Here is an 18,892-nt window from a genome sequence, read left to right on the forward strand (position 1 = left end):
GAGAAGGAAGAAACCATCAGGCCTCTTCCTTCTCTTCTTATTTTCATTAAGTTTTAGGTCGGCGGTAACCTACTCTCCCACACCCTCCCGAGTGCAGTACCATCAGCGTAACCAGGCTTAGCTTCCGGGTTCGAAATGGGACCGGGCGTTTCCCTGCTACTATCACCACCGACACAACCAACAGGCCACACACACCAACCGGTGCATGTACGTGTGCTGTGCTAGACACTGCATAGTGGACGCGAACAACTAATAAGTTCTGTTTTGTTACATTGCGTTAATATCCAAACCACTAGGGTTTGTGTCGGTAAATTAGTACCAGTCACCTCCACACCTTACGATGCGTCCAGATCTGGCCTATCAACCCCATAATCTATAGGGAACCTCAAAAGAAACCTCATCTCGAAACAGGCTTCCCGCTTAGATGCTTTCAGCGGTTATCCCTTCCGTACGTAGCCAACCAGCCCTGCTCCTGGCGGAACAACTGGCACACCAGAGGTACGTCCGTCCCGGTCCTCTCGTACTAGGGACAGCCTTCCTTAAGTTTCAACGCGCGCGGCGGATAGAGACCGAACTGTCTCACGACGTTCTAAACCCAGCTCGCGTACCGCTTTAATGGGCGAACAGCCCAACCCTTGGGACCTACTCCAGCCCCAGGATGCGACGAGCCGACATCGAGGTGCCAAACCATCCCGTCGATATGGACTCTTGGGGAAGATCAGCCTGTTATCCCCGGGGTACCTTTTATCCGTTGAGCGACACCACAACCACAAGTAGGTGCCGGATCACTAGTCCCGACTTTCGTCCCTGCTCGAGCTGTCACTCTCACAGTCAAGCTCCCTTGTGCACTTACACTCACCACCTGATTACCAACCAGGCTGAGGAAACCTTTGGGCGCCTCCGTTACATTTTAGGAGGCAACCGCCCCAGTTAAACTACCCACCAGGCACTGTCCCCAACCCAGATCATGGGCCAAGGTTAAGACATTCAATCCGATCAGAGTGGTATTTCACCAACGACTCACACACAACTAGCGTCACATGATCAAAGTCTCCCACCTATCCTACACAAACCGAATCAAACACCAATACCAAGCTATAGTGAAGGTCCCGGGGTCTTTTCGTCCTGCCGCGCGTAACGAGCATCTTTACTCGTACTGCAATTTCACCGGGCCTGTGGTTGAGACAGCAGGGAAGTCGTTACGCCATTCGTGCAGGTCGGAACTTACCCGACAAGGAATTTCGCTACCTTAGGATGGTTATAGTTACCACCGCCGTTTACTGGGGCTTAAATTCTCAGCTTCGCCTTTAACAGCTAACCGGTCCTCTTAACCTTCCAGCACCGGGCAGGCGTCAGTCCGTATACATCAACTTAAACGTCTTCGCACGGACCTGTGTTTTTAGTAAACAGTCGCTTCCCTCTATTCTCTGCGACCCACACCAGCTCACAGTGTAAAACTGGTCACCTGTGTGGGCCCCCCTTCTCCCGAAGTTACGGGGGCATTTTGCCGAGTTCCTTAACCACAGTTCACCCGAACGCCTTAGTATTCTCTACCTGACTACCTGTGTCGGTTTAGGGTACGGGCCGAATATGCACTCGCTAGAGGCTTTTCTCGACAGTACAGGATCACCGAATTCACCCCAAAAGGGCTACGCATCACGCCTCGAACACAATGCCAGACGGATTTACCAACCTGACGTTCTACACGCTTACACCACAATCCAATAAGTGGCTCAGGCTACCTCACTGCGTCACCCCATCACTTAGCTACTACCAGATCAGGTCCCACGCACGCCACCACCACCAACCCGAAGGTCAGTAGATGATCTTGTGGGTGGTTAGTATCACTGATTCACCATGGGCGCGCACACTCGGGTACGGGAATATCAACCCGTTATCCATCGACTACGCCTGTCGGCCTCGCCTTAGGCCCCGACTCACCCTGGGAAGATTAACTTGACCCAGGAACCCTTAGTCATCCGGCGGATGAGTTTCTCACTCATCAATCGTTACTCATGCCTGCATTCTCACTCGCACACACTCCACAACACCGTCACCAGGCTGCTTCAACGCATGCACGACGCTCCCCTACCCAACAACACCAAAAAGATGTCATTGCCGCGGCTTCGGCGGTGTACTTAAGCCCCACTACATTGTCGGCGCGGGATCACTCGACCAGTGAGCTATTACGCACTCTTTCAAGGATGGCTGCTTCTAAGCCAACCTCCTGGCTGTCTTCGCGACCCCACCTCCTTTTCCACTTAGCACACCCTTAGGGGCCTTAGCCGGCGATCTGGGCTGTTTCCCTCTCGACTACGAAGCTTATCCCCCGCAGTCTCACTGCTGTGCTCTAACTTACCGGCATTCGGAGTTTGGCTGATGTCGCTAAGATGTTGGTCCCGCTAAACCATCCAGTAGCTCTACCTCCAGTAAGAAACACACAACGCTGCACCTAAATGCATTTCGGGGAGAACCAGCTATCACGGAGTTTGATTGGCCTTTCACCCCTACCCACAACTCATCCCCTCAGTTTTCAACCTAAGTGGGTTCGCGCCTCCACGACGTCTTACCATCGCTTCACACTGGCCATGGGTAGATCACTCCGCTTCGGGTCCAAGACATGCCACTCAAAACACCCTAGTTAGGATTCGGTTTCCCTACGGCTACCCCACACGGGTTAACCTCGCGACATGCCGCTGACTCGCAGGCTCATTCTTCAAAAGGCACGCCATCACACCACAAAGGATGCTCTGACGGATTGTAAGCACACGGTTTCAGGTACTATTTCACTCCCCTCCCGGGGTACTTTTCACCATTCCCTCACGGTACTAATCCGCTATCGGTCATATCAAGTATTCAGGCTTACCGAGTGGTCCCGGCAGATTCACAGCAGATTTCACGAGCCCGCTGCTACTCGGGTATAACAACCACATCACCACAATGACCTTCATGTACAGGACTTTCACCTTCTACGGCAGGCGTTTCCACACCACTTCCACTAATCATCATGCGCAACGCCAGTGTCCGGCAGAACACAATCGTCATTACCCCACAACCACCTACATGCAACCCCTGCCGGGTATCACACACATAGATTTTAGCCATCATCCGCGTTCGCTCGCCGCTACTAACGGAATCACAATTGTTTTCTTCTCCTACGGGTACTGAGATGTTTCACTTCCCCGTGTCAACCTCCACACCGACTATATATTCACCGGCGGGTAACCACACATCACTGCGGCTGGGTTTCCCCATTCGGACATCCTCGGATCAACGCTTAGTTGGCAACTCCCCGAGGCATAACGCAGCCTCTCACGTCCTTCATCGGCTTGATATGCCAAGGCATCCACCGTGTGCCCTTAAAACAAACACTAAACACACCAACCACAAAGGCTGGTGCCACGTTCGGATACACAATAAAACTTACAAAAAATAAAGATGCTCGCGTCCACTATACAGTTCTCACACAACACAACACCCACACCAACAACAACCACACACAAGGTGATCCTCATTGATCTGAATGCCCAAGGGAATAACCAATGTCATCCCAGACACCCAACAGCATGCCAAATATTTACTTCCCACAAGTATGGGTTTGTTTGCCGAACACAGGGTCATGATCCACCCGATTATTATTTGTTGATGGCAACCACGAACGGGTTCCAACACCAACACCCCAACAACATCAACACTGTTGATCGTGGGGTTAATTTAAAGCTCCTTAGAAAGGAGGTGATCCAGCCGCACCTTCCGGTACGGCTACCTTGTTACGACTTCGTCCCAATCGCCGATCCCACCTTCGACAGCTCCCTCCCACAAGGGGTTGGGCCACTGGCTTCGGGTGTTACCAACTTTCATGACGTGACGGGCGGTGTGTACAAGGCCCGGGAACGTATTCACCGCAGCGTTGCTGATCTGCGATTACTAGCGACTCCGACTTCATGGGGTCGAGTTGCAGACCCCAATCCGAACTGAGGCCGGCTTTAAGAGATTAGCTCCACCTTACGGTGTGGCAACTCGCTGTACCGACCATTGTAGCATGTGTGAAGCCCTGGACATAAGGGGCATGATGATTTGACGTCATCCCCACCTTCCTCCGAGTTAACCCCGGCAGTCTCTCATGAGTGCCCACCATCACGTGATGGCAACATAAGACAAGGGTTGCGCTCGTTGCGGGACTTAACCCAACATCTCACGACACGAGCTGACGACAACCATGCACCACCTGTACACCAGCCACAAGGGAAGCTACATCTCTGCAGCGATCTGGTGTATGTCAAGCCCAGGTAAGGTTCTTCGCGTTGCATCGAATTAATCCACATGCTCCGCCGCTTGTGCGGGCCCCCGTCAATTCCTTTGAGTTTTAGCCTTGCGGCCGTACTCCCCAGGCGGGGCGCTTAATGCGTTAGCTGCGGCACAGAAGACGTGGAAGTCCCCTACACCTAGCGCCCACCGTTTACGGCATGGACTACCAGGGTATCTAATCCTGTTCGCTACCCATGCTTTCGCTCCTCAGCGTCAGTTACTGCCCAGAGACCTGCCTTCGCCATTGGTGTTCCTCCTGATATCTGCGCATTTCACCGCTACACCAGGAATTCCAGTCTCCCCTACAGCACTCAAGTTATGCCCGTATCGCCTGCACGCCCGAGGTTAAGCCCCGGGATTTCACAGACGACGTGACAAACCACCTACGAGCTCTTTACGCCCAGTAATTCCGGACAACGCTCGCACCCTACGTATTACCGCGGCTGCTGGCACGTAGTTAGCCGGTGCTTCTTCTCCAGGTACCGTCACTATTACGCTTCGTCCCTGGCGAAAGGAGTTTACAACCCGAAGGCCTTCATCCCCCACGCGGCGTCGCTGCATCAGGCTTTCGCCCATTGTGCAATATTCCCCACTGCTGCCTCCCGTAGGAGTCTGGGCCGTGTCTCAGTCCCAATGTGGCCGATCACCCTCTCAGGCCGGCTACCCGTCGACGCCTTGGTAGGCCATTACCCCACCAACAAGCTGATAGGCCGCAGGCTCATCCCACACCGCAAAAGCTTTCCACCCCCCACACTAAAGGGGGGTCATATCCGGTATTAGACCCAGTTTCCCAGGCTTATCCCGAAGTGCAGGGCAGATCACCCACGTGTTACTCACCCGTTCGCCACTAATCCACCCTGCAAGCAGGGCATCATCGTTCGACTTGCATGTGTTAAGCACGCCGCCAGCGTTCGTCCTGAGCCAGGATCAAACTCTCCACAAAATATGAAAATAAATTCCAAGGCCGTGAAAAGCCAGAAAACCTAGCAAACAAACAACAACACACCACAAAAGCAGTGTGTTGTCTGGCTGTTTCAACCAAATAATGGTTAATAAAAAAACATTCTTCCCAACCCCCACTTTTATCCCGACGGGGAAAAGCATCACGGGGGCCAGGTGTTATCGTAATAAACCATGCACAAAATTAAACGACACCAACAACCCGAAAGCTGTCAGTACCTTTATTTACAGTGGTTAGGGTATATGCATCCCCACCACCCGGCATGACCACCACCACCCCAAAAGAGGCGATAGTACGACAAACAAAAAATAAATGGCACACTATTGAGTTCTCAAACAACATTCGCACACCCCATCCACGCAACAACTTCTTCAGTGTTGGTGTCTGTTGGCAGCTTGATCAACTTTACGTAACCTGATGTTCAAAGTCAAAACGCTTTGAACCTCACGGTGTTTGTATCGTCTTTGTTTATCAGCACCTGTTTTCCTCACACCACTCAACCAGTTCATAACTGGCGGGGCGCTGTCGGTCGGCCTGACTCATATCAATCTACACACCCCGCATCAGAACCCACAAACCCCCAGCTAGACAGGCTTTTCTGCCATCCCCAGCCAGCCTGCAAAGCCTGGATTGAAGGCTTCCACCCCACGAACCGCTGTTGCAATCCCCCACAGCATGACCATCATGCCGACGAGAGCGAGTGGAATATAGAGCCAACCAATCGGGGCGCAGACCAGCAACCCGAGCGCGATGCCGAGGATGGGCAACCAGGCCATCTTCGTATCTGCCAGATTCACAGCCAGGATGATCAACGGGGGAAAGATGAGGGCTACCGAGAACTGCGCTCCCTGCCCATCCGATATTAACGTCAGAAGTACGAAAAGAGCTGCTATCCCGGCGAGGTTCACCGAGGCGAACCGCACCGCCTTATTGAACCATTCATCCCTGGTGCCGCCGAGCGCAATCCATTGACGCAGGCTGACCCGCAGTACCCCACCACCTCCCACCATCAGCGCAATAAAGAGGAAGGTGGTGAATCCGAGAACCGGGATCAGATCAAATCCCTCTCCTTTCCATATGCCCACCACCCAGATGGCGACAAGAGCCGCGATATTCCCGGTCCAGATGTCCCTCCATAGTCGGAGGTGCACCTCTTTCATTGATCCGTATGCGCGGGGTTGTACTTCACGCCCCTGGGGAATCAACACGCTTCTGAGTAACGCGATCACGATGGGAACGGCTACAGCAATCCATACGGGTTCCGTGACCAGGCCGCCGATCAGGGCCACCGTGGAAAACACCACCGCATGCAGCCATAGAGATATAAGACGGTGGCGTCGCCACAGACCACCATCCAGACCGAGATCCAGATATCGTTTTCTCTTCGGCCCCACCGCGATCATGAAGATGCCGACCAGGACAGTGATGAGATAGACCTGCGGCTCACTGATCAGGAAAGCGGAGCCGAAAGCGAGCGTGAGCATGATGATGGAGAACAGGCCGGACTCGAAGGCGAGAAATCTGAACATTTTCATCGGGCAGCCTCCAATAGCACGCGCACTGTTTCATCCAGGCTGACCCCGGATACTGTCACCCCGGGCTGTTCCCAGAGTTCATCGGCGGTGAGTGGGTCTTGTCGTAGATCCAGCAGGACACGGCGGGCACCGCTGATCTGGGCGTTGGCAAGCAAGGGAACCCCGGCGCGCTGGAGCGCCGCGCCCACCGACTCCACCGTTCCGGTCACGGCGAGCACCTGTTCGTTGAGCATGTCCACGGGCCCGGAGAGAACCAGCAGGCCGGCATCTAAGAGTGTGACCGTGTCCAGGTCCACGTCGTTGAGGTGGTGGGTGGAGATGACAATGGTGCGGCCGCGTTCCTCGCGGAGGGTTTCATAGAAGGCATGGCGCTTTTCCACATCCAGCCCCAGATAGGGCTCGTCCAGGAGGGTGAGCTCGCAGCCGGCGGCGAAAGCGTAGATGAAGGACAGTGCTGAGCGCTGACCGCGGGAATGCTCCTTGATCGTCGTGTCACCGGAGAGCTTGAAGCGTTTGGCCAGTGTGAGGGCGCGGTCCTCATTCCAGGTGCGGTACCGGGCGCGACCGAAGTCGAAGAGTTTCCGGCCAGTCCAGGCATCAGGGAGTGGCACGTCAATACCCATGAATACTGTGCGTTCTAAAGTGCGGGGATTATCAAAAGGATCTTCACCGAATACCTTTATATCCCCGGTTGCTTTGAGTTGACCCGCCAGCACACGGAGAAGGGTGGTTTTTCCGGCACCGTTGGAACCAACGAGCCCATGGATCTGCCCGGCACCGAGATGGAGGTTGAACCCCTCGAGTGCCGGTGCTCTGGTGGAATATCCGGCGGTGACGCCGTTCAGGGTGATCATTTATACAGTCCTCTACTTTCTGCGACCTGTTCAAGCAATGTTTGGACATGTTGTCGGGAGATCCCGAGTTTCGCGGCTTCATCTACGAGTGGCACCACATAGGCGGCGGCGAATTTCTCCCGGCGCCGCTCCAGGATGACGTGAACAGCCTGTTCCGTCACGAACATGCCGATCCCCCGTCGCTTCTCCAGCACACCGGAATCAATGAGGAGGGACAGGCCTTTGCGGGCGGTGGCCGGATTGATCTGGTGAAAACTGGCGAGTTCATTCATCGACGGGGCCCGCTCCCCCACTTTCAAGGATCCATCCACGATGCTGTCCTCCAACAAGGAGGCGATCTGCCGGAAGAGTGGGGCATTGTTGTCATCCACGAGCTATCACCGCCTCCCCAATCGCCACTTCACTGGTTGGTTATTCATGTAACTAACCTTAGATCCTCCGGCACCCCACCACAACAGCAGGAGTTTCCCCCATCCCGACCTCCATTTGGTGGATTTATAAAGCTCAATCACGGTTTATCCACCGCAAATAGACGCGTAATTGCTGAATAAGGCATGCTTGGGTGAAAAGATTAATAACTCAACAGAATCGGAAATTAGGAGCCATGCTTGAACGCACACAGGTATTCGTGGACACGTCTTACCTACTCGCAAGCTTTTACAACTCTTGGGAGACAGGCGCACGCGCCCAATTAGAAATCGACCTCCCCGAGGTAGTCGGGGTCTTAGGAAGGATGATCGAACAACAACTCAAACAGCCTGTACAGAGGCAGATGTGGTACGACGGAATCCCTGATTCCGGGCCACACCGTTATCAACGCGCCCTGCGCACCTGCGATGGTGTGCAGCTACGGGCCGGACAGTTGATTGAATGGGGCGAACGCCGCACCCAGAAGGCCGTGGACACCCGCCTTGTCGCAGACCTCGTCCTAGCCGGTGTGCGCGGGCAATGCTCAGACATCGTATTGGTATCAGGCGACGCAGACATGATCCCCGGTGTCCAGGAAGCCTCCAACGCGGGTGTCCGGGTCCATCTGTACGGCTTCGGCTGGGATTCCATGTCCTCCCAGCTCCGCCACTGCTGCGATACCACCACCATCCTGGATCCCCGCGAGGATTTCGCGGACTGCATGCAGCTTCAGGTCCTCGAAGGCCCGGTCCCGCCAACGGTTCGGGTCAAGCCCATCGGGGATGCCGAACCCATAGAGGAACTCGGCCTGACACCGGTGCCCAATGCCCAGGGCATCATGAACCCCAAGATCAAGCCAAATACCACTCCTGGAACCACCCCACCAGAAGCGGAAATAACCTCACCACGCCCGGGTGAACCAGCCGAACTGGCTGAGGACCGCCTCTGCGAAGCCACCAACACCATGGATAAACGTGAAGGTGTCGCTGAAGGGAAGCGCGACCACACAGCTTCGGGCACCGGCACGGACACCACCGAGGGCACCGGCGTGTCCTGCGCCGCGACTCCGAACGACGCACCAACCACCATCCCAACAGACACCGGCGACCCGGTAGCCACTGCAGGCAGCGCACCACAAACACCGGCTGCCCAGTCCACACCCAAGCCCGGCCCGACGCCGAACCCCGGCCCGACACCGAGCCCAGCACCAACGCCGAACCCTCAAACGCCCCAGGCCCCCACCCCAGGCCCCACCCCGGGCCGTACGCCCAGCCCCACCCCGGCAACCCCCAAGCCCGGTGCGCCGGCGACACCTTCCACACCCGGCGATTCAACCCCGGGCCCTGCCCGGACAGAGTCTCCGGCAGACTCCCTGGTCGAGGAACAGGTAGAAGGCCAGGTAGAAGGCCAGGTTGAGGAACGGTCCGAGGATCAGGTCGGCGATTCCCAGTCGAAATCCATCCCCAACCCCTCGATGATGGCACCCCGCCGCAAGCTGCGGTCACGGTATGTCCCCCTCCCCAACGAGGTGTGGGCCTCCGCAGGTTTTCAGACCCCCTATGATGTGGGCCAGCAGTACGCCTCCTGGTGGTTTGATAATGCCGCCACCACGGAGCAGCGCGACCAGTCCCACCTGCTATCCGGTGGTGGACTTCCCCCGGAGATTGACCGCCCTCTGTTGCAGTTCGCATGCGAGACACTCCACGAGTACACCCTCACGGAATCCCAGCGGGTGAGCCTGCGTGATGGGTTCCACTCAGGGATCCGTGGCGTTCTGCTCAACCTTCGTGATATCTAGCAAGCACCACTGAGCCAGCACCGCTAAAGACAAAAAGGAGCCGTCACCCTGCCTGATGATCCGGCAGGGTGACGGCCCTTTTCTTTCCATAAGCGCGTGGCGGCGGGGACTACTTCTTCTCAGCCGCGCCATCGGTGTTGCCGGCACCATCCGCGTCGCGTGCACCGTCAACGTCTTCAGCCACATCAGCAGCGTCAGTGCCGTCAGTGCCCTCGGTGCCGTCAGTGCCGTCAACTACCGCGTCATCAGCAACCGCGCCGGTGTGGGCGGCGTCGGGGACGGGGGTTGTTTCGTCGATAAGCTCTTCAGCTTCCACCGGTTCATCGGTGCCCTTTTCCAGCTGACCTGCCGCAGCACCGGCGGTCAGTCCGGCTTCAGCGCGGATCTGGTCCAGGCGGGCTGACGCGCGCATGTCGGTGCCGCTCTTCTGGATCTCAGCCATGCGGTCCCCCACTGAAGTCTGGGTGAGTTCCTGGGCGCCGAGAGCGTCAGCATAACGGCGTTCGATCTTCTCACGGACGGCGTCGAGGGTGGGCACTGAATCGTCGTTGTGGCCGAACTGGTTGAGGGAATCCATGGACTTGGTCACGGTTTCCTGCATTTTGGACTGATCCGCCTGCTGGCGCAGGGCATCAATCTGGGAGAGCTGCTCCTTGAGACGCATCTCCGATTCCTTCGTTTTCTGGGTGGCGTCCGCAGCCGCGGTCTGAGCCTGGTTGTGCAGCGCGGTGGTTTCCTCCAGCTGCTGCTCCACGGCTACCAGCTGGGATGCGAAAACCTCAGCGGTGTTGTTGAAATCCTGCGCCTTGGTGGCGTCGCCCTCCTGGGATGCCTTATCAGCCAACTGAATGGCCTGACGCGCCTTATCCTGCAGTGAATCACGGTCCTTGACCAGGCGGTCCAGCTTCATCTCCAGCTGTTTCTGCTGGCCGATGACCTGTGATGCCTGCTGCAGGATCTGATTGTGCTGTTGTTTGGCGGCGTCGGCGGCCTGCTGGATCTGGACCTTCGGATCAGCATTCTCATCGATCTTGTTGTCGAAGGAAGCCATCATGTACTTCCAGCCCTTGCTGAATGGATTAGCCATTGTCAGTCACTTCCCAGGAATAGGTTTGTTGTTGTTCGTGTGGCCACGAGTCTACGTAAAATCCCAGTCCCGCACCCGCGGAACAAACCACCCAAGACATGCTTATCGACGCCCCACCGTCCCCACCTACCGCAGCCTGAGGGGGCCGCACCCGGGTGTGCGCTCACCTCAACCATGCGGGACTGCGCCTCCATAAGCGGAAAACACAAAGGACGCCCCGCGGTGACTGCGCATCGTGGGACGTCCTTGAAAAAGTTCAAGCGGGGAGGAGAAAAGCTTAGGCCTCGCCCTGAGCAGCCTGCTGCTCATCGATCTGGCGACGGACATCATCCATATCCAGCTGCTTGACCTGGTTGACCAGATCATCCAGCGCAGGTGCCGGCATGGTGCCAGCTTCGCGGAAGACCATGATGCCATCACGGAAGATCATGAGGGTCGGGATGGACTGGATCTCCAGCGCAGCCGACAGGCTCTGGTTGGCTTCAGTGTCCAGCTTGGCGAAGACGGCGTCCGGGTGATCTCCGGAAACCTTCTCGTAGGTGGGCGCGAACTGGCGGCATGGGCCGCACCAGGAAGCCCACGCATCAACGAGGACAACGCCTCCGCCGGTGACGGTCTGCTCAAATGTGTCTTCGGTTACATCAATCGTTGCCATTGAAAAACTCCCTATGAATGTTTGTATGGTCTGTATATAAGGACCAACTACATGAAGGCACCGGACATTCCCGGGAGCGCGACAATCCACTCCCAGGGTGTATCCACTGGCCGGAACCTGACTCTATGGGACATCGTACATTGCAGTACTTTGACTGATGTTTCCCAATTGACCGGGGGACGGCTGAGCCAGCACCGGAAAGGATTTTTTGTGAGCACGAAGAACTACTCAGTCGAGGGCATGACCTGCGAACATTGTGTTACTTCCGTTCAGGAGGAAGTGGCCGAGGTCGTGGGAACCCAGGGTGTCGAGGTAGAACTCGAGAGCGGTCGCGTCACCGTCACCGGCGAAGGATTCAGCGATGATGCCATCATCGCCGCCGTGGAGCGTGCCGGCTACACGTTGAAACAGGACTCCTGAGCGGGCTGCGCTAAACGACGGAACCAAAGGGCGGACGCATCCGCCTCACGTTGTCCGGCTTGCCCCCTATTTCAGGGGTACCCACCACCCATGCGGATCCGTAGTCATCAGACTACCGTTCCCCATGGGTGGTTTTCGTCTCTGCACTCATTACCCCTGAGGTACCACCTCCGGGGTCGCGCCCTCTGAGCCCTGCCTCCGGGGGTTGTCCCCTTTTCAACACCTTTCCCGGCGGGAGTATTGTTTTCGGCTATGAACCTAACGCGCAACGACAGACTCGATCGTCTGCCCGTAACCTCCAAACATAAGAAGCTGCTCGGCGGATCAGGCATCGGGTGGGCTCTGGATGCCATGGATGTGGGTCTCATCTCCTTCATCATGGCGGCCCTGGTGACCCATTGGAACCTCTCTGCCACCGAAGCGTCACTGCTGGGATCCATCGGCTTCGTCGGCATGGCACTCGGAGCCACCTTCGGTGGTCTCCTGGCGGACAAAATCGGTCGCAGGCAGGTCTTCGCCCTGTCTCTGCTCATCTACGGACTGGCCACCGGCGCTTCTGCACTCTCGGTGTCCCTGGCGATGCTCATGGCCCTGCGTTTCGTGGTGGGCCTGGGCCTGGGTGCCGAGCTCCCCGTGGCTTCAACACTGATCTCCGAGTTCTCTCCCCGACGGATCCGTGGCCGGATGGTGGTGATTCTGGAGGCCTTCTGGGCCCTGGGATGGATCATGGCGGCGATCATCGGCACATTTGTGGTCACCGCGGGAGACAACGGCTGGCGATGGGCCCTGGCATTGGGATGCGTGCCGGCCGCCTACGCCATCTATGTCCGCCTCGGATTACCTGAGTCCGTCCGTTTCCTGGAACGCAAGGGCCGTCACGAGGAGGCCGAAGCAATCGTGGTGTCCTTCGAGGAGCAGGCTGCCCGCGAAGGTCGCCCGATGGACGATGTCGCCCTCCCGGAGAACCGCGATACCCAGGCCGCCGGATCCGAGTCCATCTGGTCGCCGAATCTGCGCAGACGCACAGCAGCCCTGTGGATCGTGTGGTTCTGCATCAACCTGTCCTACTACGGGGCCTTCATCTGGATCCCATCATTGCTGGTGGCCGATGGGTTCACCCTGGTGAGGTCTTTCCAGTTCACCCTCATCATCACCCTGGCGCAGCTGCCGGGTTATGCCGTGGCTGCGTGGCTGATTGAAAAGTGGGGCCGCAGGGCCACTCTTGCTACTTTCCTGGCTGGTTCCGCAGTGTCGGCTGCGCTGTATGGTCTTGCCGATGCTGAGTGGCAAATCCTTGTTGCAGGCTGCCTGCTGTCATTTTTCAACCTGGGCGCATGGGGTGCCCTCTACGCCATCGGACCGGAACTGTATCCGACGAATGTGCGTGGCACCGGCACTGGTGCTGCCGCAGGTTTTGGACGCATCGCATCCATCATCGCACCGTTGATCGTCCCACCGGTGATTGCCTTCGGTGGTCCCGTGATGCTGTTCGCGCTGTTCGCTTCAGCCTTCGCCCTTGCGGCGGTGGCTGCCTTTACGCTGCCTGAGCAGAAGGGTAAATCCCTCGCTGATTGACGTCCGCTGAGGTCAGGTCCTTCCACCAGGACCTGAAGTGTCCCACGATGCCGCCCTGGTCATCATGGGTGGTGAAGTCCTCCAGGTTGCGTGGCAGGTTGGCGATGACCGTGGCGCTACCCCTGCGGGTGACCACGATATCGTCGCGCAGTTGCGCAGTATCAGGGTTGAAGTCTCTTGATGTCATCTGCTGCCTTCCTTAAAATCTCTAAAATCTTGTCTTCATTGCCTTCCGGTGTTGATTTGATCAACTCCCGGAGTTTGTAAAACTCAGTTCTGACGCTGTGAATGTCAGATTCCCGCAACTCTGGGTTGCGGTAGGCCTCGAGGATGCCGGCCCACTCAGCGCCGTTCTCGGCAACAAGCTGAGCGCCTTCCCCGGTCAGTCGAGCCATCTTCCGACCGGATTGGGTGCTGATGGTGATCAGACCCTCATCCTCGAGCATGGAGAGCGTCGGGTAGATTGCGCCCGGACTCGGACTCCAATTCCCCTCGGTGCGTTCATTGATGATCGTGATGATCTGGTAGCCGTGCATCGGCTCCGTGTCCAACAACGACAGGACCACCTGACGGAGATCTCCCCGCCCGGCCCGGCCGCCGCGTCCACGGCCCGGCCGACGGCCACCGTGGCCGCCATGTCGACCGTGCCCGCCGTCATCTCTGCGGCGGTGGTGGCGCCCATGACGCGCTCCATGGTTTTCACTATTGAATTCTTCTGCGTTGTACGTCTTACCGTGCTGCATATCGTGTGCCCTTCCGTGGAGGTTGTAGAGCTCCACACTGTGAAGAGTTAACGATATATCTCAACTTATCGCTAAGTCAACGATAGTGACTATCATAGAGCATCTTGGCTGGTCAGGCTATGTCGCTAAGGCTTGCCAAACATAGCTTAGGCTGGGGTTAGTGACACGACTAACCACAGAAATGAGGGAGTGGAGTGGGACACACAGGCCCAAAAACACCCCTATGGAACGCCAGAAGCGGTGACCGTTTCCGGCCACCGCTCCCCTGAGCTGTACTTCTTAGTGCTACCTTATCCGCGCGCCATGTCCACGAAACGCGAGTAGTGCAGCTGGTGCGCCACCTGGACGGTATCGATCGGACCGCCACGGTGCTTCGCCAGAATGATATCGGCCTCGCCGGCACGCTCATCATCCTTGTCCTGAGAGTCAGGACGGTAGAGCAACATGACGATATCCGCGTCCTGCTCCAGCGAACCAGACTCACGGAGATCGGCGAGCTGCGGGCGCTTATCGGTACGGGCTTCCGGACCACGGTTCAGCTGCGAGATGGCAATGACCGGAACATCAAGTTCCTTGGCCAGCAGCTTGAGCTGACGGGAGAATTCCGAGACTTCCTGCTGTCGGGATTCCACACGTTTGCCGGAGCTCATCAGCTGCAGATAATCCACCACGATCATCTGGATATCGTGTTTCTGCTTCAGCTTTCTCGCCTTGGAGCGGATCTCCATCATGGTGAGGTTGGCGGAGTCATCGATGAACAGCGGCGCCTTTGCCACCTTGTCCAGACGCTGCACCATCTTCTCCCATGCCTCTTCATCCATCTTTCCGCCGCGCATATCGGAGAGACGGATCTCTGTCTCCGCAGAGAGCAGACGCATCACGATCTCTGATTTAGACATTTCCAGAGAGAAGATAACCGTGGCCATGTCATGCCTGATGGAGGCAGAACGCATGAAGTCCAACGCCAGCGTGGACTTACCCACACCGGGTCGGGCCGCCACGATGATCATCTGACCACCGCGCAGACCGTTGGTCAGGTCATCCAGATCCTTGAAACCGGTGGGCAGACCCGCGGCCAGACCACCATCGGTGGACAGCTGTTCAAGCTCCTCCATCGTCTCACCCAGAATATCGGCCAGAACGGAGTAATCCTCGCTCTGGTTCTTCTGGGAAACCGCGAATACCTCCTGCTGGGCACGGTCAATGACGGCATCGATCTCTGCACCATCATCACCCTCATATCCCAGCTGGACGACACGTGTTCCGGCATCAACAAGCCGCCGCAGAACGGCCTTCTCGGAAACGATCTCCGCATAATAACGGGCATTGGCCGCGGTAGGCACCGACTGGATGAGTGTGTGCAGATACCCGCCACCACCCACCCGCTCCAGATCATTGGTGCGGTCCAGACGACCGGAGACAATGACCGGGTCAATGTCCTTGTTATCACTGAACAGATCAATGATCGCCTGGAAAATCAGCTGGTGGGCTGGTCGGTAGAAATCCTCCGGCACCAGGACATCCAGAATGTCAATGACGGTGTTCGGGCTGAGCAGCATGGCGCCCAACACGCCCATCTCGGCGTCATTGTCATAGGGAGGGGATCGGAAATCACGATACTCACGGGGACCATCATCATCACGCCCCTTGCGACCACGCCCACGGTTGGAATCCCTGTTGGAATCCCTGTTGAAGTCACCACCGCGGTGGTCCGACCCTCTTCCCGGACCGCGGTCAGCGCCACCACCGAAGGGTGAGCTGCCCCCGGGACTGAAGTCCACATCCTCGAAGGCCGGGGACGGTAGATCCCCGTCATCCGGCGGGAAGGACTCGCCTGGCGCCTCCGAAGGAACCGGGGGCACAAAGTCATCATCAAAACTCGCTGGCGATACATCAGCTGACATGGCTGATCCCCTTTCTCATAGCCTGCCTAACTCTAGTGTTTCGTGGCCCCATAGTCATTTTTTCTCCGCCCCTGGAAAACTTCACTTCTGCCACCTGGGTTTCTATGGATCACCCGGTTTCTCCCCAGAACTATCCACAAAACAATAGGTGAACAAAACCTGTTATCCCCAGATTCTTCCCCAATCCCACCGAGTTTCCCACAATCGAGCCCCCAGCCTGTGGATAACTTGTGGATAACTCCCCGACCCCCTCCCCGGAGATTCACATCACAGCAGCTCACAGCATCAAACCTACCTGTGGACAACTGTGGACAAACAGTGGATAACTCCCTCTACCAGAGGTTTTAGGACTTCGAATACCCGTTCACTGCGGTTAAGCAGGGCTTTTGTCATTTACTAACACCAGGTTAACTATCCACATTTTGGGGAAGTTATCCACAGGCCGGGGATAACTATCAACAGACCCCTTTGATACGGAGATTTTAGGCAGGAATTCTCCCACACTGGAGTGGAACTGGGGTGCCTGATCCACTACGGGATTCGTGGTGGGCGTCGCAAAGCACAGCAACGCCGGGGACCAGCGACCCCCCGCTGCCATGCCGGGCCACCACCAACCGGTTGCGGCCGGTTGTAGAAAGATTTCAACCCCACACCTGCTGTTTGGTGTGGGGTTGAAAGCTGCTGTTGTCGTTGGGCGTTCACCAATCTTTGGGGAACACCGCCGTCGCGTGCGCGTTGTCGTTACGCTGCGACGACCTCAAACTTCACGCGGGACACAATGCCCTCATGAATTTTTGCTTCTACCTGGTACTTACCGGTGGTCTTAACCAGGTTCTTCGGGAGAACAATGGCACGCTTGTCCAGGTTCGGGCCGCCGGCTGCCTTGACTGCGTCGACGATGTCGTCAGCCTTGACAGAACCGAACAGCTTTCCGCTCTCGGAGGTGCGGACTGCAACCTTGACACCCTCAAGTGCCTCAAGCTGAGCCTTAACTTCGCGAGCGTGGTCGAGGTCGCGGATTGCGCGAGCCTCCTGGGCACGCTTGATGCCCTCGATCTGCTTCTCAGCGCCCGGGGTAGCCGGAATGGCCAGGCCACGCGGGAGCAGCAGGTTACGTCCGTAGCCGTCCTTGACCTCTACGATGTCGCCAGCGACACCGAGGTTATCAACGGCGGCGGTGAGGATCAGCTTCATGATCCCTGCCTTTCGTGGTTTTTAAGATGTGATGTTGGAAAAGAAGAAAAGTTTAGAACGGGGGCTCATCGTCTGCGCCACCGAATCCGCCACTACCGGCGGGGGGTGCAGAATTCCATGGATCGTTGTCGGGGGCTGCTGCCTGATTGCCGCCGCCTCCGAAACCACCCTGGTTGAAGTTGTTGCCGGACTGGCCCTGGTTTCCACCGGGGTTTCCACCCTGGTTTCCTCCAAAACCGCCCTGGTTCCCCTGCTGTCCGCCGAAGCCACCGGCGTTCTGGTTGAATCCGCCTTGGCCGCCACCCGGGTTTCCACCCTGGTTGCCGCCGAAGCCACCCTGGCCACCACCCTGATTTCCGCCGAAGCCGCCCTGGCCACCACCACGTGCATTACGGGTGATTTCTGCCTTTGCGTACTTCAGGGATGGGCCGACTTCGTCGACCTCAACTTCGAAGATGGTGCGCTTTTCGCCCTCGCGGGTTTCATAGGAACGCTGACGGAGACGGCCCTGCACGATCACGCGCATGCCCTTCGTCAGTGATTCAGCCACATTCTCCGCGGCTTCGCGCCAGACATTGCAGGTGAGGAACAGAGCCTCGCCATCCTCCCACTGATTGGTGGTCCGGTTAAAGGTCCGGGGAGTGGAGGCGATACGGAAGTTAGCGACTGCCGCACCCGATGGGGTGAAGCGCAACTCCGGGTCGGCAACGAGGTTGCCTACGACGGTGATGGTGGTATCTCCCTGTGCCATGTCCTTCAACTACCTCTCTAGAGCTAAAGTTCTTTACTTGTCGAGTCGCAGAACCTTGGTGCGCAGGACACCATCGTTCAGGTTCAGAACACGATCGAGCTCGAGCACAGTCGCAGACTCGCACTTGAGATCGACGACGGCGTAGATGCCCTCTTCCTTCTTGTTGATCTGGTAGGCCAAACGGCGCTTACCCCAGACATCAACCTTTACAACATCGCCCTTGTCCTTGCGGACAACCTCGAGGAACTTATCCAGGGACGGGGCAACGGTGCGCTCATCCTGAGAAGGATCGAGAATGATCATGAGTTCGTATTGACGCACGGACCTCATCACCTCCTATGGTCTAGTAATTGTTTTCGGCCACGCCCTTTTGGCGTAGCAGGAGGGTCGTTGCGTCAGCAACCTATTCAAGGTACACCAACGCAAGCTGAAAGTCGATTCTCCATCTCAGGAATTTTTGGCCGCATTACCGGCGCTCAGTGTGGCGCCTCCACCGAGTGGAGTGGTGCTGCGTTCAGATTGGGCCAGATTCTGGGGAACTGCGCCGGCCACGCCAGCGAGTGTCAGTGCGGATACTGCGAGAAGTCCCGCAAACGATGTCGATGCCATCAGTTCCTACCCTTCACCATCTCAAACTTCTGATGTGCCACTACCGGCTCAACGCGCAGCTACAGGACATAGTTCCCGCGCTGGGGATCG

The 18,892-nt window shown here is 57.1% G+C and carries 15 protein-coding genes and 3 rRNA genes; 3 read left to right on the forward strand and 15 right to left on the reverse strand.

From position 1 onward, the window contains the following. Positions 1-56: 56 nt before the first annotated feature. The 6 genes from rrf to CFAEC_RS12915 form a co-directional block, all read right to left on the reverse strand. Positions 57-173: ribosomal RNA gene (gene rrf / locus CFAEC_RS12890) — 5S ribosomal RNA — on the reverse strand. Positions 174-292: 119 nt separating this feature from the next. After that, positions 293-3,373: ribosomal RNA gene (locus tag CFAEC_RS12895) — 23S ribosomal RNA — on the reverse strand. A gap of 355 nt (positions 3,374-3,728) precedes the next feature. Further along, positions 3,729-5,251: ribosomal RNA gene (locus CFAEC_RS12900) — 16S ribosomal RNA — on the reverse strand. The 16S, 23S and 5S rRNA genes sit together here, the layout of an rRNA operon. A gap of 602 nt (positions 5,252-5,853) precedes the next feature. After that, positions 5,854-6,804 carry a hypothetical protein gene (locus CFAEC_RS12905; protein WP_290277436.1) on the reverse strand — a complete coding sequence of 317 codons (951 nt, stop codon included), beginning with the start codon at positions 6,802-6,804 and terminating at the stop codon, positions 5,854-5,856. Then, positions 6,801-7,658: an ATP-binding cassette domain-containing protein gene (locus CFAEC_RS12910; protein ID WP_290277437.1), complete on the reverse strand. Its 858-nt coding sequence runs from the start codon at positions 7,656-7,658 to the stop codon at positions 6,801-6,803. The genes CFAEC_RS12905 and CFAEC_RS12910 overlap by 4 nt, the downstream gene beginning before the upstream one ends. Further along, positions 7,655-8,029, reverse strand: coding sequence for a GntR family transcriptional regulator (locus tag CFAEC_RS12915; protein ID WP_290277440.1), 375 nt, complete (start codon positions 8,027-8,029; stop codon positions 7,655-7,657). Before CFAEC_RS12915 ends, CFAEC_RS12910 begins: the two co-directional genes overlap by 4 nt. A gap of 233 nt (positions 8,030-8,262) precedes the next feature. Between CFAEC_RS12915 and CFAEC_RS12920 the strand changes: the two genes are divergently transcribed. Further along, entirely contained in the window at positions 8,263-9,864 is a 1,602-nt protein-coding gene (locus CFAEC_RS12920; protein ID WP_290277441.1) for an NYN domain-containing protein, read from the forward strand. A gap of 109 nt (positions 9,865-9,973) precedes the next feature. Here CFAEC_RS12920 and CFAEC_RS12925 read toward each other — a convergent pair whose 3' ends face one another. Both CFAEC_RS12925 and CFAEC_RS12930 read right to left on the reverse strand, forming a co-directional pair. Continuing rightward, the gene (locus CFAEC_RS12925) at positions 9,974-10,951 is read right to left on the reverse strand and encodes a PspA/IM30 family protein (protein WP_290277442.1); all 978 of its coding nucleotides are present in this window, start codon (positions 10,949-10,951) and stop codon (positions 9,974-9,976) included. Between the two features lie 277 nt (positions 10,952-11,228). Next, complete coding sequence (locus CFAEC_RS12930; protein WP_290277443.1) at positions 11,229-11,606, reverse strand: thioredoxin family protein; 378 nt, start codon at positions 11,604-11,606, stop codon at positions 11,229-11,231. Between the two features lie 210 nt (positions 11,607-11,816). On the opposite strand from CFAEC_RS12930, the gene CFAEC_RS12935 reads away from it, so the two are divergent. Together CFAEC_RS12935 and CFAEC_RS12940 are read left to right on the forward strand one after the other, a co-directional pair. Next, positions 11,817-12,026, forward strand: a complete 210-nt coding sequence (locus CFAEC_RS12935; protein WP_290277445.1) for a heavy-metal-associated domain-containing protein — start codon at positions 11,817-11,819, stop codon at positions 12,024-12,026. 252 nt (positions 12,027-12,278) lie between these two features. Beyond that, complete coding sequence (locus tag CFAEC_RS12940; RefSeq protein ID WP_290277447.1) at positions 12,279-13,601, forward strand: MFS transporter; 1,323 nt, start codon at positions 12,279-12,281, stop codon at positions 13,599-13,601. Here CFAEC_RS12940 and CFAEC_RS12945 read toward each other — a convergent pair. From CFAEC_RS12945 to CFAEC_RS12975, 7 genes are all read right to left on the reverse strand, one after another. After that, entirely contained in the window at positions 13,561-13,788 is a 228-nt protein-coding gene (locus tag CFAEC_RS12945) for a hypothetical protein (protein ID WP_290277451.1), read from the reverse strand. The two genes, CFAEC_RS12940 and CFAEC_RS12945, sit on opposite strands and share 41 nt — an antisense overlap. Next, the gene (locus tag CFAEC_RS12950) at positions 13,763-14,344 is read right to left on the reverse strand and encodes a PadR family transcriptional regulator (RefSeq protein ID WP_290277452.1); all 582 of its coding nucleotides are present in this window, start codon (positions 14,342-14,344) and stop codon (positions 13,763-13,765) included. The genes CFAEC_RS12945 and CFAEC_RS12950 overlap by 26 nt, the downstream gene beginning before the upstream one ends. A gap of 290 nt (positions 14,345-14,634) precedes the next feature. Beyond that, the gene (gene dnaB, locus CFAEC_RS12955) at positions 14,635-16,248 is read right to left on the reverse strand and encodes a replicative DNA helicase (protein ID WP_290277453.1); all 1,614 of its coding nucleotides are present in this window, start codon (positions 16,246-16,248) and stop codon (positions 14,635-14,637) included. 741 nt (positions 16,249-16,989) lie between these two features. Further along, complete coding sequence (rplI, locus tag CFAEC_RS12960) at positions 16,990-17,442, reverse strand: 50S ribosomal protein L9 (RefSeq protein WP_290277455.1); 453 nt, start codon at positions 17,440-17,442, stop codon at positions 16,990-16,992. Between the two features lie 52 nt (positions 17,443-17,494). Continuing rightward, entirely contained in the window at positions 17,495-18,193 is a 699-nt protein-coding gene (locus tag CFAEC_RS12965; RefSeq protein WP_290277456.1) for a single-stranded DNA-binding protein, read from the reverse strand. A 33-nt stretch (positions 18,194-18,226) separates the two neighbouring features. Next, positions 18,227-18,514, reverse strand: a complete 288-nt coding sequence (gene rpsF / locus CFAEC_RS12970) for a 30S ribosomal protein S6 (RefSeq protein WP_290277458.1) — start codon at positions 18,512-18,514, stop codon at positions 18,227-18,229. A gap of 126 nt (positions 18,515-18,640) precedes the next feature. After that, a complete protein-coding gene (locus CFAEC_RS12975) occupies positions 18,641-18,802 on the reverse strand; it encodes a hypothetical protein (RefSeq protein WP_290277459.1) in 162 nt (53 codons plus the stop codon). Between the last annotated feature and the right edge of the window lie 90 nt (positions 18,803-18,892).

The sequence above is a fragment of the Corynebacterium faecale genome (assembly GCF_030408735.1).
GTDB lineage: Bacteria > Actinomycetota > Actinomycetes > Mycobacteriales > Mycobacteriaceae > Corynebacterium > Corynebacterium faecale.

Coding starts and splice junctions, on each gene's coding strand:
- CFAEC_RS12905 (WP_290277436.1), bottom strand. CDS start 6,804: ATGAAAATGTTCAGATTTCTCGCCTTCGAGTCCGGCCTGTTCTCCATC.
- CFAEC_RS12910 (WP_290277437.1), bottom strand. CDS start 7,658: ATGATCACCCTGAACGGCGTCACCGCCGGATATTCCACCAGAGCACCG.
- CFAEC_RS12920 (WP_290277441.1), top strand. CDS start 8,263: ATGCTTGAACGCACACAGGTATTCGTGGACACGTCTTACCTACTCGCA.
- CFAEC_RS12925 (WP_290277442.1), bottom strand. CDS start 10,951: ATGGCTAATCCATTCAGCAAGGGCTGGAAGTACATGATGGCTTCCTTC.
- CFAEC_RS12930 (WP_290277443.1), bottom strand. CDS start 11,606: ATGGCAACGATTGATGTAACCGAAGACACATTTGAGCAGACCGTCACC.
- CFAEC_RS12940 (WP_290277447.1), top strand. CDS start 12,279: ATGAACCTAACGCGCAACGACAGACTCGATCGTCTGCCCGTAACCTCC.
- CFAEC_RS12945 (WP_290277451.1), bottom strand. CDS start 13,788: ATGACATCAAGAGACTTCAACCCTGATACTGCGCAACTGCGCGACGAT.
- CFAEC_RS12950 (WP_290277452.1), bottom strand. CDS start 14,344: ATGCAGCACGGTAAGACGTACAACGCAGAAGAATTCAATAGTGAAAAC.
- dnaB (WP_290277453.1), bottom strand. CDS start 16,248: ATGTCAGCTGATGTATCGCCAGCGAGTTTTGATGATGACTTTGTGCCC.
- rplI (WP_290277455.1), bottom strand. CDS start 17,442: ATGAAGCTGATCCTCACCGCCGCCGTTGATAACCTCGGTGTCGCTGGC.
- CFAEC_RS12965 (WP_290277456.1), bottom strand. CDS start 18,193: ATGGCACAGGGAGATACCACCATCACCGTCGTAGGCAACCTCGTTGCC.
- CFAEC_RS12975 (WP_290277459.1), bottom strand. CDS start 18,802: ATGGCATCGACATCGTTTGCGGGACTTCTCGCAGTATCCGCACTGACA.